A 15861-nucleotide genomic window follows, 5' to 3' on the forward strand; every position below is an offset into this window, starting at 1 on the left:
ATGAATGTAGCTAAATTTTTCTTCATAGTAACAAGCTCATTAATTCTTATTAGCTTGGTAATGAATCAAAGTATTAGTTCATATTTAGAACAAAAATACCACTTCATCTTTTATCCGCAAAACGACCTTTTTAAGGAAGCAAATATTTTAAAAATTAAGCTTGAGCAAATTCGTGCCATTATAAATAATGAATTCCCTATTACCATACAAAGTAATGCACAAGAAAATGAAGAAGAAAACATTTCAAATAAGCTTTCTCTCGAATATGAAAGTACTGATTTTGTTGAACAAAATCAAAGTGTAAGCTTAGTTGATTCTAAAAACAACACATTCCAAATACAACAAAGTGAAGAATTCTTACTTATAGGCGATTCTCTAATGCAAAGCGTTGCTATAGCCTTAAACAAAGATCTAAGAAACTTGGGCATAAAAACTCTCAATCTTAGCAAACAAAATACAGGACTTTCTTATAAATCATACTTTAACTGGGCACAAATCACAGAACAGACTTTCAAGCAAAATCCTCACATCAAATATCTTGTTGTCCTACTTGGCGCCAATGACCCTTGGGATATTAAAAAAGCAGGGGTACTTTACCGCTTTGGAAGTGAATCTTGGATAGATATTTATACTTCAAGAGTGAAAGAGCTTACAGAACTTGCGAAAAAATATCGGGTAAAAATTTTTTGGTATGAAATTCCGCCTGTAAAAAAAGATGACTTAAATAAAAAACTTCAACTCCTTAATAACATTTATAAAAAAGAAATGCTTGATAATGACGAATTTTTTATTACCACCTATTCATCTTTTAGCAAAAATGACAAATTCTCAAGTTATATACAAGATGAAAACAATAAAAGCGTAAAAATAAGAAGTGATGATGGAATTCATTTTACTCCAAGTGGTGCAAAAAAGATGTCAAAACTGCTTCTTATACATCTCCAAATCAAGGAAAACGATGAATAAAATTGTTTCTTCTTTTTTACTCTTTATTTTATACAGCACTCTGAATGCAAATACAAATGAGCTTATTGATTCTGTGCTCTCTCAAACTAAAAATCAAAGTGCAATCACAAATTATGTTTCAAAAAAAGACATTAAAAACTTTCAAAGAAAGTTGAAGAGTCATCAGAATATTGGAATTCGGGTTTATGGAGACTCTCATATGGCAGCAGACTTCTTCCCACGAGTTATAAGAAACTATCTGCTCAAACAAAATGCCATAGGCTTTGCTTATCCTTTACAACCAAAATACCAACAAAATTCAAATCTGAAATATTCTTCTAAAGGCTATGAAATTCTCAATTCAAAAAATCCTACTAATACTCAAATCAATTTTCCATTAGGTGGAGTTATTGCTAAAGCAAAACATAAAGGAGCAAGTATTACTTTAGACAGTACTTTAGGAAAAAAGAATTTTATCATTACTTTTGTTTTTAAAGCTCCACAAAACACAAATGCTTTTAGTATTAAAGATTCCCAAGGCAAAAACTACCAACTTCGTCCTCATAGTGCCAATAAATGGACATACAAAGAGCTTGATCTCACCTTTCCTCTACAAATTTCAGCCTTACAAAAAAATGCAGAACTTGGTGGATATTTCATCACAAATAAAGAAAACAAGAATATTTACTTAGATACAGTCGCGATCAACGGAGCAAAAAGTGATTTATGGCTCTCTTGGAATCAAAAAGTTCTCAAACAAGAGCTAAATATACTTAAAAATGATTTAATTATTCTAGCATATGGCTCAAATGATGCTTTATTTACAACTTTTAATCAAAAAGAATTTAAAAATTATTTAACAAAATGGATTAAACTCTTAAAAGAACACAACAAAAACACTATTATTATGCTCATTTCACCACCAACTGTTGTACAAAAACAAGGAAAGTATTATCAAGAAGCACCCTATTTTCAAAGCGTACGTACAACTCTTTATGAGATAGCTAAAGAAGAAAAAACTCTTCTTTTTGATATGCATAAATTTATGCAAGAAAGTGGTAAAAAAAAGTACTGGATAGAAAAAAAACTTTCCTTAGAAGATGTGCATCTTAGCATTAAAGGATACGAATTAATGGCAAAAAAAATGCTTGAAGATTTTGAGAAAATTCTTCACTAATGAAGATCACTAAAAGCGGTAATTTGAAAATAAGAATTAATGGTTTTTAATAAGCTAAACTGCGCTCTTAAAAGCTCTTGTGATGATGCGATTACTGTATTGTTTGCATTGAGATAGTCTTTAAGTTCGCTTTTCCCAAGTTCATATTTTTTCTTATATGCCAAAGCTATCAACTGGTCTTTTGTATTTAAAATAGTTAAATTTTCCATCAAACTCATATTGCTTTCATATTCTTTTAAAACAAGAGTAAATTCATTTAAAGCACTTTGGAGTTGGTATTGGTATTCAAGTAAAAGTTTTTCATAATTAAATTGCGAAATTTTAATATTTTGACGCACTCTCGCATAGTCTAAGAAAGGCAAAGAAATTTTAAGATTTCCATTCAAAAACTGAAACTGAAAACTCTCATTGAATGTTTTATCCTGTCCGCTTAAAACTCCAGCTAAAGAAATGCTTGGCAAAAGGGATTTACGTACAGCAGAATAATCTTTAAATGCTGCTTTTAAATTATATAATTTCGAACGTATATCCGGACGAAAAAAGAAACTATCTAAAGGAAGGTTAAAATTTGGTTTCAAAAAGATAAAATTTGACAAACTTGCTGTTTTAAAATATTCAATCAAGTCAAAACCCTGCTTCTTTCCAAGCAAATCTTGTAAATTTTTAAGGAGTAAATTACGATTTTGCTCATTGCTTAAAAGATTCGCTTTTACACGAAGTAAGCTTTGTTGAGTATTAAGAAAATCAAGCTCTTCAATTTTTCCAAGCTCATATTTAAATTTATAAAGCTCTTGCATTTGCTCTAAGTTAAAAATATGTTCTTTAAGTAATTTTTCCACATCATTACAATAAGCAAGCTCAAAAACATTATTTAAAGTCATATTAACAATACTTAATTTTAAATTTTCCAAATCAAAAGCACTTGCTTTGGCAAGAAATTCTTGTGAATTTGCGCTGTCAGAAATTTTTCCATAAATATCGAGTTCATAATTTAAAGCAAAACGAGTCCCAAAAGTTGTACTATGTACTTGTGTATCAAGATTTTTCGTCTTAGTAAGCTCAAATCCTCCATCTAAGGTTGGATACAAATCATATTGAAGCAACTTCGTTCTAGCAAGTGTGCTTAAAAGTGTTACCGTTGCGACATTAATGTCGGTATTATTTTCTAAAACAAAATTTACAAGAGTATTTAGATTCTCATCATTATAAGCTCTCCACCAAGTAACATTTGATTCGCCAAAAAAATCTGCAGGTTCCTGTGGTAAAAGAAGTTTTTTTCCACAAGAACTCAATAATAGTGCAAAAAGAAAAAACAAAAAATATTTTTTTGCCATTTTATTCCTTTGACAAAGCGTTAATAGGACTTAAATTTGCAGCATTTCGTGCCGGAAAAAATCCAAAAAATAATCCTATTAAAACAGAACTTAAAAGTCCTAGCAGTACAGACCACGGGCTTAAAATCATCAAAAAATCACTTGCAAAAGCATTAAAAGCAAAAATTACTGCCACGGATATTAACACTCCTAAAACAGCACCTAAAGCACATATCATTACAGCTTCAATCAAAAATTGCATTAAAATATCCTCTTTTCTTGCTCCAATAGCCATACGAATACCAATCTCTCTTGTCCTTTCACTAACAGAAACAAGCATAATATTCATCACTCCAATTCCACCTACGATTAAAGCTATCACAGCAACGCAAGCTGTTAGTAATGTTGTGGTACGTTTATTTGCTGTTATAGCCTGTTTGAAAGTATCTGAATTAAAAGTAAAAAAATCCTTTTTTCCTCTTTTTATCTCTAAGATTCTAATAATAGCACTTTCAGCTAAACTTGAATCGACATCATCCTTAACTTTAACGACAATCTCACGCAAATTTCTATCACCTGTAAGCTTGCTCATTAAAGTAGTATAAGGAATATAGAGTCGCACGACATTATCTTCAATAGGTTTGCTTGTATCTTTTTCAAGTACTCCAACGATTTTAAAAGGTTGAGAGTTAAAAAGAATAATTCTGTTCAAAATTTCTCGACTAGTTTCATTAGGAAAGAGATTTCTTTTTGCATTAAAATCAAGCACAACTACATTGGTGTTGTTTTTTATATCCTCATCATTTAAAAGTCTGCCAGAATCAAGTTTTAAACCGATAATACTAAAATTATTTACTCCAAAACCTTCAGCTTTTGCACTTAAAGAAATATTAGTATAAGTAACTACCCCAGAAGCATTTGAATGTGCTTCTACTGCTTCTAAATACTCCAAACTTTTTAAAGTTTCCAAGTCGCTAAAATTCAGTCTTGTTTTTCCAGAATGTAAATCTCCAAAACCTCTACCGGGTCGAATCTCTATCATACTACTTCCAAGACTTGCAATAGACTGCAATACCTTAGCTTGAGAGCCAAGTCCCAAAGCTACAACACAAACAACAGAGGCAATTCCTATAATAATACCCAACATAGTTAAAACAGAACGAAGCTTATGAGAGATAATAGAAGAATATGCGATTTTAAGACATTCTAAAATTTGATTTTTCAATAAAAGTGTTGTTTTTTTCTCTTTTGGCATAGAAAAAATAATTTTTGGCTGCAAAAGTTCAACTGGATTACTATCGTTTAAAATTTCCCCATCCTTTATCTCTATAATCCTCTTTGCCTGTGCCGCAATGTTTTTATCGTGTGTTACAAGAACAATGGTATGTCCAAGCTTGTTAAGTTTTCTCAAAATTTCAAGCACAACTATACCACTTTTGCTGTCTAATGCTCCTGTTGGTTCATCAGCTAAAATAAGCTCTCCTCCATTCATTAAAGCTCTTGCTATACTTACACGTTGTTGTTGCCCACCAGATAGTTCATTGGGTCTAGAATCGTTTTTTTGCAAAAGCTCTAACTCATTTAAAAGCTCTCTCGCTTTAGCATCCCTTTCTTGAAAACTTTTACCTGCATACACAGCAGGCAAAGCAACATTATAATTAGCACTTAAAAGAGAAAGGAGATTGTAACGTTGAAAAATAAAACCTATTTTTTCTCGTCTTAATCTTGCTTTTTCATCACTATTGAGTTTCGTAACTTCATAGTTTTCAAATACAAAACTCCCACTACTTGGCTCATCAAGAGTACCTATAATATTTAAAAGTGAAGTTTTTCCACTTCCGCTCTGCCCGATAATGGCAACAAATTCACCTTTATCTATACTTAAAGTAATATTTTTTAAAATAGTATTTTCGCCTATATTTTTACAAATATTCTTTAAGAAAATCATCAAAATCTCAATCTCATTTTTGGAGCGACTTCATCGTTACTTGAACTAACAATCAAAAGCTCATCTCCGTTTAAACCTTCTACAATTTGCGTGTTAAGAGAATCTTTGAGTCCAAGTTTGACATATTTTTTTTCAATCTTTTTTCCAACTTGAATTTCGACAAAATAACCTTTTCCATCATTTTTAATCGCATAAGTAGGTACAGCAAGGACATCTTTAACACTTTCAACAACGATTTCATTTTGTATGCTCATTCCTATACGTAAAAAATTGTCTCTATTTGGCACGAAAAACTTTGCGTAGTAATATATGGCATTTGAATTTGAAGAAGATGAAGAATTATTTGACATTGAAGTTGCACTTGAATCGCTTATACTTGTATCAGCTGGATCAATACTTGCAATGCTTGCACGGTATGTCTTTTGGGGATTGCTTAAAAGGGCAAAATCAAGCTCTGTACCAATAGTAATTTTACCAACATCAGCCTCTGCGATCTCCATTCGCACTTCCATTTCATCTAGATTTGCAATACGTACTATGGTAGGAGTGTTTTGATTAGCATTAAGAGTTTGCCCCTCATCAACCGCCACATTAATAATAACACCATCAATCGGTGCTCGTATTGTCGTATAACCTAAATCTTTTTGAGAATTTTTCAAAGTGATTTCAAGCTGCACAAGTTCAGCATTGAGTTCGGCAACTGTGGCTTTGAGTGCGTAATAATTATTTTTCAAAGTTTCTAAACTTTCTAAAGAAGTAGCTTTGCTCGTATAAAGCTTTTGTTCCCTTTGATACTGTCTTGCTGCTATTTCAAAGGCTACTTTTGTACTCTCCAATTTTGCTTTTGTACTCTCCAATTTTGCTTTTGTTATATCAAAATCATTTTGCTGTTTGTCTTTATCAATTTGAGCAATTAAATCACCCTGTTTTACCTTATCACCTACTTTTACATACAGCTTTATAATCTGACCTCCAACCTGTGCCCCTACATCAACTTGCTCTTTAGCATAAACCTTACCGACAGCTTCTATAGTTTGCGTTATTGTAACATGTCTAACCTTTTGCGTTAAAAATTGCGTTGTATCACCTGAAAAAAAGAAAACCCACATAAAAAAAATTACTACAAAAAGAGCTAAAATTAAAAAGATAATTTTATTTCTCATTCTTAAAACACTTTCAATTAAAAAATTTTAAAAATCTTAACCAAATAAGTTAAACTAAGAAATCCCTTTCGAATTCAAAGGTGGAAAATTTCATCACATTTTTCATAATGGGAAACTTTTTCAATATCATTTTTGTCATTTACAAAAATAATTTTCGGCTTAAAACGAAGAGCTTTTTTCTTTTTCATTGTCGTATAAGACATAATGATGATTTTATCATTCACATTCACTAATCTCGCAGCTGCTCCATTCAAACATATCACTCCACTTCCTTTAACTCCTGCTATTGTATATGTTTCAAAACGAGCGCCTGTATTAATATTTACTACTTGTACCTTTTCATATTCCAAAATTCCAGATTCTTTCAAAAGCAAACTATCGATAGTAATACTTCCAACATAATCAAGCCTTGCCTCACTTACAGTTGCTCTATGAATTTTAGCTTTTAGCATAGTTATTTTCATCATTTACTCCAAAATTTAAACTAAAAAATTATCAATCAATCGTGTTTTTCCTATAAAAACAGCTAAAGCACAAAGGGTGTTTGTATGTATCATTTCAGTCTGTTTCATAGTATCATAATCAACTATTTTTAAATAATCAATCCTTGCCATTGGCTCACTTTCAAGTTCTTTGCGCATCGCTTCTAAAACAACACTTGATTTCTTTTCACCCTTTTTTACCAAATCTTGTCCTAAAAAAATGGCTCTTGAAAGTACTGCTGCGGCTTTTCGTTCTTCTTTGCTAAGATAGCTATTGCGAGAACTTTTAGCCAGACCATCATCTTCTCGTATAATAGGACAACTCTCAATTTCTAAAGGCATATTCAAATCTCTCACCAAAGCTTTAATAATTGCACATTGTTGCGCATCTTTTTGACCAAAATATGCAGTATCAGGTTGTATAATATTAAAAAATTTTGTCAAAACCGTACACACACCTCTAAAATGCTCGGGCCTAGAAATCCCACATAATTCATCCCCTAAATCTTTTATATCTACATAGGAGCAAAATCCTTGAGGATACATTTGCAAAGCATTAGGATGAAAAACAACATCAACAAAAGCTTCTTCGCATAGCTTCCTGTCTCTTTGCAAATCTTTAGGATACTTTGCAAAATCTTCATTTTTACCAAATTGCAAAGGATTGATAAAAATACTCACAACAACTTTATCTTTACTTCTTGCTTTTTGTATCAAACTCTTATGCCCTTGATGCAAATATCCCATAGTCGGTACATAAGCTATACTGAAATTTTGTTTTTTCCATTCAGACACCACTTGTTTCATTGTTTGTATCTCTGTAATTATTTGCATCATTTTCCTTCATATAATTTTTCAAAAAACCTATTATCCATAGAAAAACTATGTTCTTGTGCAGGGAATTCACCGCTGCGAACTTCTTTTATATAAGTTTTAATCCCTTCTGAAACATCTAAAAAATGTTTTACAAATTTTGGCTTAAACTCAGTATTTAAACCTATAATATCGTGCCACACTAAAACCTGCCCATCACAGTATTTCCCGGCTCCTATCCCTATGGTTGGAATAGAAACCTCTTCTGTAATTTTCTTCGCAAGCTCTTGAGGAATACATTCTAAAAGTAAAGCAAAAGCTCCTGATTTTTCTGCTATCTTAGCATCTTGAATAATTTTTAGTGCTCTGTCTTCATCTTTACCTTGTACCTTATAGCCTCCAAGCGTATGTATAGCTTGAGGTGCTAAGCCGATATGTGCCATAACAGGAATAAAAGCCTTAGAAATCGCCTCTATATGAGGTGCGAATTCACTTCCACCTTCTAATTTGACAGCATTTGCCCTTCCTTGTTTAAGAAGTCTTCCAGCATTCTCAACTGCAGAATGAACACTTGTCTGATACGACATAAAAGGCAAATCAGCTACCAAAAAAGCTTTTTTTACAGCTCTTGAAACTGCTAAAGAATGATAAATCATATCTTCCATACTCACTGATAGAGTATCTTCATATCCTAAAACAACCATACCTAAAGAATCACCGATTAAAATCATATCTATATCTAAATCATCTAACATTTTCGCACTTGAATATTCATACGAAGTTGCCATAGTAATTTTTTCTTTTTTTTCTTTCTGTTTTTGAAGACTTATAATTGTTTTTTTCATTATTCTTCCTTGCTCTTTCTTGATAAAATTATAAGTTGTTTTCACTAAAAAATCAAACAAAAAAATCAATTAAGTTTTTTCAGTATATAATTCAAAAATAATAAAATTATAGAGGACAAAAATGGATTTTGAAAAACTTTTACATCAAAGACACGCTTGCAAATTGTTTCTTGAAACAAAAATTAGCAAAGAAGATATACATTTTATTTTAGAAAGTGGGCTTTTAACTCCAAGCTCTCACGGTTTTGAACCGTGGAAATTTCTCGTTTTAAACGATAAAAAGAAAAACGAAGAACTCTCAAAATTGTGCTGGAATCAACAAAATGTTGCTACTGCAAGTCATAATATCATCATAGTAGCAAGAACGGATTTACAAAGTAAAGATGAATTTGCACAAAAACAGGTACGCCGTTTTAGTGGAAAGAGTGAGGAGAATTTTCAACGAGTTTTAGTACTATATACACATAGTACAGACGGTATGAATTTAGATGAAAGATACCATTATGCGCAACTTCAATGTTATTTAGCTCTTATGCAAATGTCTTTAGCTGCAATGAGCAAAGGTATAGACAGCTGTATGATAGGTGGCTTTGAAAAAGAAAAAGTCGATACATTTCTTGGTTTAAAAAATCCATTTCAAACAGCAGTTATTTTAGCATTAGGCTATAAAGCAAATCCACCAAAATATAAAAAACAAAGACTTAGTTTTGATGAGGTTGTTGAATTTCTATAAAGGAAAAATTAATGGATACAAAATTACAGCTTTTTCATACTCGTTATTCTTGTAGAAATTTCAAAGATGAAGCGATTGCAAAAGAAGATTTGAATGAAATCTTAGAAGTAGCAAGATTGAGTCCTAGCTCCTTAGGACTTGAACCTTGGGAATTTCTTGTGGTGCAACAAAAGAATATGAAAGAAGAAATAAGTCTTATTGCAAACAATCAAATTCAAGTAAAAAATGCTGCAGCTTTAATTATTATCATTTCAAAACTTGATTTTGCGGAAACTTTCGAAGAAAAAATCCGCTCTCGAATAATGAGTGAGGAAGAAAAAGAAAAACGAATTACAATGTACAAGCCTTTTTTAGAAAAAATGAATGCAGAGCAAAAACTTGCTTATTCAAGAGAACAAGCACATTTAGCGCTTGGAGGTATATTGTATGCTGCAAATTTTTTACAAATAGCAAGTTGTACGATAGGAGGTTTTAACAAGGAAGAACTCGATTCATATTTAAAACTTGATACAAGAAAAAAACGTTCAAGCCTTCTTGTTGCTTTAGGTAAAAGTGCAGATACGCACATTCCTCCAAAAAATAGACAGAGTTTTGATGAAGTTGTCCGGTTTATTTGATTCGAAAAAAAGTTTTTGCAATTTTTTCAAAAGGCATTCTAAGTTTTAAATTGTAAATAACAAAACCGCCCAAAAGGCCAAGGATGCTACCTAATACCACATCTTCAAGTCGTGCCTTAATAAGCATATTTGCATCTAAATGTCCATAATTTGCAGCTTCAGCTAAATAAGTAACATAAGGAGTCAGAAAAAACACTGCCAAAGCGTAATTTCTCATCACAACAATTTCAGCCATAAAAGCTAAAAACATCATTAAAAATATAAAAGCAAAAGTATTAAAATCAATTTGTAAAAGCCACCAAGCAAAAACAACCCCTAAAACAGTGCCTACAATACGTGAAATCTGTTTAAGCCAAATTGAATGCAAATTCACTCCTTGCATAACAACAGTACAACTCACAAGCCACCCAATAACTTCGTTCTAATTCCAAAAAAGCGCCAAAAAACACAGCAAAACCAACAAAAATTCCTATAATCATAGAATCAACAACAATGACATCAAAACCTAAATTCCCTCGTTCTGGAATATTCTGTGGTAAAGAATTCTTAAAATAATAAATCACGGATAAAGAATAGAAAAAAGCGGTACAATTTGCTACAATAGTCCCAAGAGTGATAAGACCTGTTAAAAAGATATAATCTTGCAATTGAAAAGGAAAAAAAGAACCTAATAAACAAGCAAAAACAAAGAAAAAATACCCCGGTGCACCTATATTATAGTAACGTACTACAATAGAACTTATCATAGCTACAAGAGCAATAACAAAAGGCGAAAACAAAGGAAAAAAATGGCTTAGAAGTCCGAGTAAAAACTCAAGCTTATACCAAAAGAACAACACATTATAACCGCCATTCTATGATACATAGGTGTATTTGGAATATAAAGAAAGCTCATAACTCCTATCACAGCGATAAGTCCAAGATCTATTCTCTCATAATATGCCCCAACACTTAAAACAAATCCTATGCCTAAAGCTAAGAAAAAAGGAAGTTGCCATACTCTTTCTGTTGGATTAAAAAGAAAAATGCTTTTTATATTATACCAAGATGTTTTCATTCTCTTATTTGTCCCTGCCCTGTAATGAGGTACTTATAAGTGCAAATTTCTTCAACGCCCATAGGACCTCTGGCGTGAAGTTTAGTAGTTGAAATTCCAACCTCGCCTCCAAAGCCAAATTCTCCTCCATCGCTAAAACGTGTCGAAGCATTAACATAAATGCAAGCAGAATCAACAAGTTTTTGAAAAAGCAAAATATTTTGCATATCATTTGAAAGTATCGCTTCAGAATGTGCTGAACTGTGTTTGTTAATATGCTCTATTGCTTCATTACAATCTTCAACTAATTTCACACTCATACTCAAATTATGCCATTCAGTATCAAAACTCCGTTCATCCGCTAAAAAAGTTTTTAAATTTGTGCTTTTAAAACAATCAAAGGCATTTGCGTGAGCATAAATTTGCACTCCAAAAGTTTCAAGTTTTGGTATCAAAAGAGAAAAAAGATGAGAGGCTATATTCTTATGTACAAGCAAAGTTTCTAAAGCATTACACACACTTGGTCTTTGACATTTTGCATTAAGAACTATATCCACAGCCTGTTGTAAAGGCGCACTCTCATCAATAAATATATGACACAGCCCTTTATCCTGTTTGATAAGAGGAATTTTAGTATTTTTAGCAATTTCTTGTATCATCTGCGAACTTCCTCTTGGAATAAGCAAATCAATTACATCATCACAAACTAAGAGCTTAGCAATTTCATCTTTTTCATAGAGCATTGCAAAACATTCTTCTAAGCCATATTTTTGCAAAACTTCACTTGCAAGAGAAAAAAGAATTGTATTAGTATGTTTTGCTTCTTTGCCACCTTTTAAGATACAAGCATTAGCACTTTTTATCATCAAAGCTATAATTTCAGCACTCAAAGCTGGACGAGCTTCATAAATAACACAAATTAAACCTATTGGAACAGTTATTTTTTCGATTCGAAGTCCTGCGTAATTAGTCCAACCTTTGACAATTCTACCAATAGGATCTTCAAGCAAAGCGATACTTTCAAGCTGTAAACAAAGTCCTTCGATTCTTTTTTCATCAAGCAACAATCTGTCCTTTGTCGGAGAATCTTTTGTAAAATTTGCCAAATCTCTTTCATTTGCTTTAAGAATTTCTTGACAGTTTTTTCTTAAAACTCTGGCTAAATCTAAAAGAATACATTCTTTCATCTTAGGACTTAAATTGAGAAGTCTATAAGAATTTATCTTAATGTTTTCAAGCAAGTTTCGCATTTTAATCCTTTTTTTACAAAAAACTTGCTACATTATACAATGAAAGATTTAAAAGGAGAAAAATGAAAAATGTTGATATAGTTATTATTGGCGCTGGGCCTGCTGGTATAGGTTGTGCGGTGGAAGCAAAACTAAAAAATAAAAAAGTGGTACTCTTAGAAAAATCAAACACTATATGTCAAACATTAATACAATTTTACAAAGATGGTAAAAGAGTAGATAAAGCGTATAAAGGGTGTGAAGGGACAAATTATAGCCACATTCCTTTTGAAGATGGTACAAAAGAGAGTACTATACAAACTCTCGATACAGCTTTAAAAGAACATAATATTACAGCAGAATTAAGCAGTGAAGTTGAAAGTGTAAAAAAAGAAAACGGAGTTTTCAAAGTTAGCACTACAAAAGGAGAATACAATTGTAAAAATATCATCATAGCGATTGGCAGAATGGGAAAACCAAACAAACCCGATTACAAACTCCCTTCAAGTCTCAATAAAAACATTAATTTTAATGCCAACTCAGTACAAGGAAACGAAAAAATTCTTGTTATAGGTGGTGGAAATTCAGCTGCTGAGTATGCAGTAGATTTAGCTTCATCAAATCAGGTAAGTCTTTGTTACCGAAAAAAAGAATTTACAAGACTTAATGATATTAATCTCAAAGATATTAACGATGCTGCACATTCTGGTACAATTCTTTTAAAACTTGGCGTGGATATTGATGGAGTAGAAGATGAAAATGGCAAGGCAAGAGTACAATTTAACGATGGAACATATGAGCTTTATGATCGTTTGATTTATGCTATTGGCGGCTCAACTCCTCTTGATTTCTTGCAAAAATGTGGTATAGAGGTTGATGATAAAGGTGTACCTGTAATGGATACAAACAAACAAAGCAATGTTGAAGGAATTTTTATAGCTGGAGATATTGGAACAAAAAATGGAGCAAGTATAGTTACAGGGCTTAATGACGCAGTAACAATTCTTAAGGTTTTGTAATTCAAACCCGATTTTTTAAGAAAAGGTATTTATTGAAATTTGCTTAAGTATATTTTGCGCCATCATCACACACTCAAGCAAATTCTGTTGCTCACATAGCAAAACTTCCCCATAAGCTCTCAATTGTGATGCTGTGCTTTCCCCTATAGCAATAAGCGTATCTTTAGGATGAATTTGAAATTGTTTTAAGAAATTCTCTACACTTGAAGGGGAGGGGAAAATTAAAATGCAAGGCTGGACAAGTTTATAATCTTTTAAAGCTTTGTATCTGTTTTCATAAACTCTTAGCTGTGTCAAATCTACACCAAGCTTTATCAAATCTTTATCAAGATGAGAGCTAATCACATCCGCTCTTAAATAGAGGCATTTTTTTTCTTTCAGTCTGTATGAAAATTCTCTCACAAGCTCACTTGCACAAGCTTTTTTTGGAAAATAGACCTTTTGAAAACCAAGTCTTTTTGCTTGTTCTGCTGTTTTCTCACCTACAGCATAAATCTCTAAACAGAAATTTAAAGCATTGTTGCTTTGTTGCAAAGCTTTTAAAGCATTTTTCGAAGTAATAATCAAAGCATCAAAAGTGCTCAAATCTATTGTAAAATCACGATACACTATTTCATTAAAAACAAGATTAATCACACCTTTAAAAGGAATGTTATTAAGAAGATAAATGCACATTTGTTTCAAAAATTTTTCTTAAATTTAATGCTGCCTTATAAGGACTTTTTGCATTCATTATCGCACGAATAACAGCAATTCCAGCTAAATTCAAACCATTCATTTGCTTTACTACACTCTCATCAATACCACCTATTGCAACCACAGGAAGAGGTGATAAAGTGATAATCTCTCTTAAATCTTCCAAAGGTATAATTTCACTCTCTTTTTTCGTAGCACTTGCTTTAATAGCCCCACAACCAAGATAATCAGCTCCTCCACAGTCTTTTAGTTGAGAAATCTTTTTCAAGCTTAAACCTATAATCTTCTCCCTCCCTAAAATCTTCCTTGCCTCTTTTACAGGAAGATCTTCCTGCCCCAAATGCACACCACTAGCCTCACAAGCTAAAGCAATATCAACTCTATCATTAATAATAAAAGGCACGGTATAAGTATCGCACAATTTTTTAACTTTAAGAGCAAGTAAGTAAAAATCTCTAGAATTGAGTGTTTTTTCACGTAATTGTATAATGCTTACACCTCCGCGTAAAGCTTCTTCTAAAGTATTTAAAAAATTTTCATCACTTTGTTTGTTAAGTTTTGTTGCAACAAGATACAAAGTCAAATCAAGCATTTATTTTTCCATCAATTCAAAAAAATGATTGGTAGGACCACAACCTTTTCCCAAATTTAAAGAATGCAAAATTGCACCAAAAACATAATCCTTAGCCTTTTGAACACTCTCTCTCATTCCATAAGCAAGAGCTAAATTCGAAGCGATAGCAGAACTTAAAGTACAGCCTGTACCGTGAGTATTTTTCGTATCAATCTTTAAACCTTCGAAAACAACAATCTCTTTGCCGTCAAAAAACACATCATTAGCAGAATTTTTGCTATGCCCACCTTTAACAAGTACATTTTTTGCACCTTGTTCGAAGAGTACCTTTGCTGAACGAATCATATCTTCTTCATTTTGTATCTTAAAACCGCACAAAAATTCGGCTTCTGCTATATTTGGTGTAAGAATATCAGCAAATTGCACTATGGTATTTTTAAAAAATTCGCAGTCTTCAACAGGCATTAAAGCAAAACCATTTTTTGCAAACATAACAGGGTCAATAACCACATTTTTTGGTTGGAATTTTTGTAAATTCGCAGCCACACAACTCATCAATTCCTTAGAACCTATCATACCGATCTTTGTTGCTTTTGGAACAATATCCTCAAAAACGGCTTGCATTTGTTCATCAACATTTTCCACAGGTATATTATGCACACTTATCACTCTTGCAGTATTTTCAGCTACAACACTTAAAACGACACTCATTCCAAAGAGTTTATGGGCACTAAATGTTTTTAAATCCGCTTGAATTCCAGCCCCACCGCTACAATCACTACCCGCTATGGTTAAAACAGGGATCATTTGACTTGTCTTTGCTTGTATCATTGCCATTCCTTTTTCAATATATTTTCAATATTTTAATATAAATTACAAATTTTTATCTTGTATTATTAAGCAATTCACAAGAATTAAGCTTGAATTGAAGTATTTTAGTACTTTCCTCTGCCATCACCACCCTTTGTTTGTAAGTGATTTTACCTATTTTTAAACTCCTTTGAGCAGAAATTTTCACTTCGCTATTATAAAAATATATCATTTCATTAAGTGCAAAACTAATTCTAAAATTCTTTTGTTAAATAATGATAATGTATTTTTAGAAATTGTATTTTACTCTTGCAAATGTTGCGACAAAAAACTCTAACTCCCTAAAAACTTTTAAAAAACCTATAAAATTGAACACTTAAAAAGTTTCATTGTATTTTTTATATTTATTTTTTTTAACTCTAGCACTTAATGTATCAAAACTTTATATCTAAAATAAATCT

16 protein-coding genes and 1 pseudogene are annotated in these 15861 nt (G+C 31.9%); 5 read left to right on the forward strand and 12 right to left on the reverse strand.

Going from position 1 to position 15861, the window contains the following annotated elements; translation table 11 throughout:
* Together OQH62_RS00640 and OQH62_RS00645 are read left to right on the forward strand one after the other, a co-directional pair.
* Positions 1 to 966: a DUF459 domain-containing protein gene (locus tag OQH62_RS00640; RefSeq protein WP_266012455.1), complete on the forward strand. Its 966-nt coding sequence runs from the start codon at positions 1 to 3 to the stop codon at positions 964 to 966.
* Positions 959 to 2122, forward strand: a complete 1164-nt coding sequence (locus OQH62_RS00645) for a GDSL-type esterase/lipase family protein (RefSeq protein ID WP_266012457.1) — start codon at positions 959 to 961, stop codon at positions 2120 to 2122. The genes OQH62_RS00640 and OQH62_RS00645 overlap by 8 nt, the downstream gene beginning before the upstream one ends.
* On the opposite strand, the gene OQH62_RS00650 is transcribed toward OQH62_RS00645, so the two are convergent.
* The 6 genes from OQH62_RS00650 to panB all read right to left on the reverse strand — a co-directional run bounded on the left by OQH62_RS00650 (position 2119) and on the right by panB (position 8686).
* Positions 2119 to 3456, reverse strand: a complete 1338-nt coding sequence (locus OQH62_RS00650) for a TolC family protein (RefSeq protein ID WP_266012459.1) — start codon at positions 3454 to 3456, stop codon at positions 2119 to 2121. The two genes, OQH62_RS00645 and OQH62_RS00650, sit on opposite strands and share 4 nt — an antisense overlap.
* Before the next feature lies 1 nt (position 3457).
* A complete protein-coding gene (locus OQH62_RS00655) occupies positions 3458 to 5383 on the reverse strand; it encodes an ABC transporter permease (protein WP_266012461.1) in 1926 nt (641 codons plus the stop codon).
* Complete coding sequence (locus OQH62_RS00660; RefSeq protein ID WP_266012463.1) at positions 5383 to 6546, reverse strand: efflux RND transporter periplasmic adaptor subunit; 1164 nt, start codon at positions 6544 to 6546, stop codon at positions 5383 to 5385. The genes OQH62_RS00655 and OQH62_RS00660 overlap by 1 nt, the downstream gene beginning before the upstream one ends.
* Before the next feature lie 74 nt (positions 6547 to 6620).
* A complete protein-coding gene (panD, locus tag OQH62_RS00665) occupies positions 6621 to 7010 on the reverse strand; it encodes an aspartate 1-decarboxylase (protein WP_266012579.1) in 390 nt (129 codons plus the stop codon).
* A 15-nt stretch (positions 7011 to 7025) separates the two neighbouring features.
* On the reverse strand, positions 7026 to 7862 hold the full coding sequence (gene panC, locus OQH62_RS00670) for a pantoate--beta-alanine ligase (RefSeq protein ID WP_266012466.1): 837 nt from the start codon (positions 7860 to 7862) through the stop codon (positions 7026 to 7028).
* Positions 7862 to 8686: a 3-methyl-2-oxobutanoate hydroxymethyltransferase gene (panB, locus tag OQH62_RS00675; protein WP_266012469.1), complete on the reverse strand. Its 825-nt coding sequence runs from the start codon at positions 8684 to 8686 to the stop codon at positions 7862 to 7864. Before panB ends, panC begins: the two co-directional genes overlap by 1 nt.
* A gap of 121 nt (positions 8687 to 8807) precedes the next feature.
* Here panB and OQH62_RS00680 point away from each other — a divergent pair, with 121 nt between their 5' ends.
* Together OQH62_RS00680 and OQH62_RS00685 are read left to right on the forward strand one after the other, a co-directional pair.
* A complete protein-coding gene (locus OQH62_RS00680; protein WP_266012472.1) occupies positions 8808 to 9419 on the forward strand; it encodes an NAD(P)H-dependent oxidoreductase in 612 nt (203 codons plus the stop codon).
* Positions 9420 to 9430: 11 nt separating this feature from the next.
* A complete protein-coding gene (locus OQH62_RS00685; RefSeq protein ID WP_266012475.1) occupies positions 9431 to 10036 on the forward strand; it encodes a nitroreductase family protein in 606 nt (201 codons plus the stop codon).
* Here the strand turns inward: OQH62_RS00685 and OQH62_RS08735 are convergent.
* Positions 10029 to 11093 (reverse strand): annotated as a pseudogene (locus OQH62_RS08735) (FUSC family protein). The gene OQH62_RS00685 and the pseudogene OQH62_RS08735 sit on opposite strands and share 8 nt — an antisense overlap.
* The gene (locus OQH62_RS00695) at positions 11090 to 12322 is read right to left on the reverse strand and encodes a glutamate-5-semialdehyde dehydrogenase (RefSeq protein ID WP_266012480.1); all 1233 of its coding nucleotides are present in this window, start codon (positions 12320 to 12322) and stop codon (positions 11090 to 11092) included. Before OQH62_RS00695 ends, OQH62_RS08735 begins: the two are co-directional and overlap by 4 nt.
* A 62-nt stretch (positions 12323 to 12384) precedes the next feature.
* On the opposite strand from OQH62_RS00695, the gene OQH62_RS00700 reads away from it, so the two are divergent.
* Positions 12385 to 13320, forward strand: a complete 936-nt coding sequence (locus tag OQH62_RS00700) for an NAD(P)-binding domain-containing protein (RefSeq protein ID WP_266012483.1) — start codon at positions 12385 to 12387, stop codon at positions 13318 to 13320.
* 15 nt (positions 13321 to 13335) lie between these two features.
* Here OQH62_RS00700 and OQH62_RS00705 read toward each other — a convergent pair whose 3' ends face one another.
* The 4 genes from OQH62_RS00705 to OQH62_RS08780 are packed head-to-tail and all read right to left on the reverse strand — an operon-like array spanning position 13336 to position 15632.
* Positions 13336 to 13995, reverse strand: coding sequence for a uroporphyrinogen-III synthase (locus tag OQH62_RS00705; RefSeq protein WP_266012581.1), 660 nt, complete (start codon positions 13993 to 13995; stop codon positions 13336 to 13338).
* Positions 13976 to 14608, reverse strand: a complete 633-nt coding sequence (gene thiE, locus OQH62_RS00710; RefSeq protein WP_266012485.1) for a thiamine phosphate synthase — start codon at positions 14606 to 14608, stop codon at positions 13976 to 13978. The genes OQH62_RS00705 and thiE overlap by 20 nt, the downstream gene beginning before the upstream one ends.
* Entirely contained in the window at positions 14609 to 15418 is an 810-nt protein-coding gene (gene thiD, locus OQH62_RS00715; RefSeq protein WP_266012584.1) for a bifunctional hydroxymethylpyrimidine kinase/phosphomethylpyrimidine kinase, read from the reverse strand.
* A gap of 55 nt (positions 15419 to 15473) precedes the next feature.
* Positions 15474 to 15632, reverse strand: a complete 159-nt coding sequence (locus OQH62_RS08780; protein WP_416333340.1) for a hypothetical protein — start codon at positions 15630 to 15632, stop codon at positions 15474 to 15476.
* Positions 15633 to 15861 lie beyond the last annotated feature (229 nt).

Source organism: Campylobacter sp. MIT 21-1684 (assembly GCF_026241315.1).
Classification (GTDB): Bacteria; Campylobacterota; Campylobacteria; order Campylobacterales; family Campylobacteraceae; genus Campylobacter_D.

Bases quoted from the DNA above. Each gene is read 5' to 3' on its own strand.
- OQH62_RS00640 (WP_266012455.1), top strand. From the start codon at position 1: ATGAATGTAGCTAAATTTTTCTTCATAGTAACAAGCTCATTAATTCTT.
- OQH62_RS00645 (WP_266012457.1), top strand. From the start codon at position 959: ATGAATAAAATTGTTTCTTCTTTTTTACTCTTTATTTTATACAGCACT.
- OQH62_RS00650 (WP_266012459.1), bottom strand. From the start codon at position 3,456: ATGGCAAAAAAATATTTTTTGTTTTTTCTTTTTGCACTATTATTGAGT.
- OQH62_RS00655 (WP_266012461.1), bottom strand. From the start codon at position 5,383: ATGATTTTCTTAAAGAATATTTGTAAAAATATAGGCGAAAATACTATT.
- OQH62_RS00660 (WP_266012463.1), bottom strand. From the start codon at position 6,546: ATGAGAAATAAAATTATCTTTTTAATTTTAGCTCTTTTTGTAGTAATT.
- panD (WP_266012579.1), bottom strand. From the start codon at position 7,010: ATGAAAATAACTATGCTAAAAGCTAAAATTCATAGAGCAACTGTAAGT.
- panC (WP_266012466.1), bottom strand. From the start codon at position 7,862: ATGCAAATAATTACAGAGATACAAACAATGAAACAAGTGGTGTCTGAA.
- panB (WP_266012469.1), bottom strand. From the start codon at position 8,686: ATGAAAAAAACAATTATAAGTCTTCAAAAACAGAAAGAAAAAAAAGAA.
- OQH62_RS00680 (WP_266012472.1), top strand. From the start codon at position 8,808: ATGGATTTTGAAAAACTTTTACATCAAAGACACGCTTGCAAATTGTTT.
- OQH62_RS00685 (WP_266012475.1), top strand. From the start codon at position 9,431: ATGGATACAAAATTACAGCTTTTTCATACTCGTTATTCTTGTAGAAAT.
- OQH62_RS00695 (WP_266012480.1), bottom strand. From the start codon at position 12,322: ATGCGAAACTTGCTTGAAAACATTAAGATAAATTCTTATAGACTTCTC.
- OQH62_RS00700 (WP_266012483.1), top strand. From the start codon at position 12,385: ATGAAAAATGTTGATATAGTTATTATTGGCGCTGGGCCTGCTGGTATA.
- OQH62_RS00705 (WP_266012581.1), bottom strand. From the start codon at position 13,995: ATGTGCATTTATCTTCTTAATAACATTCCTTTTAAAGGTGTGATTAAT.
- thiE (WP_266012485.1), bottom strand. From the start codon at position 14,608: ATGCTTGATTTGACTTTGTATCTTGTTGCAACAAAACTTAACAAACAA.
- OQH62_RS08780 (WP_416333340.1), bottom strand. From the start codon at position 15,632: ATGATATATTTTTATAATAGCGAAGTGAAAATTTCTGCTCAAAGGAGT.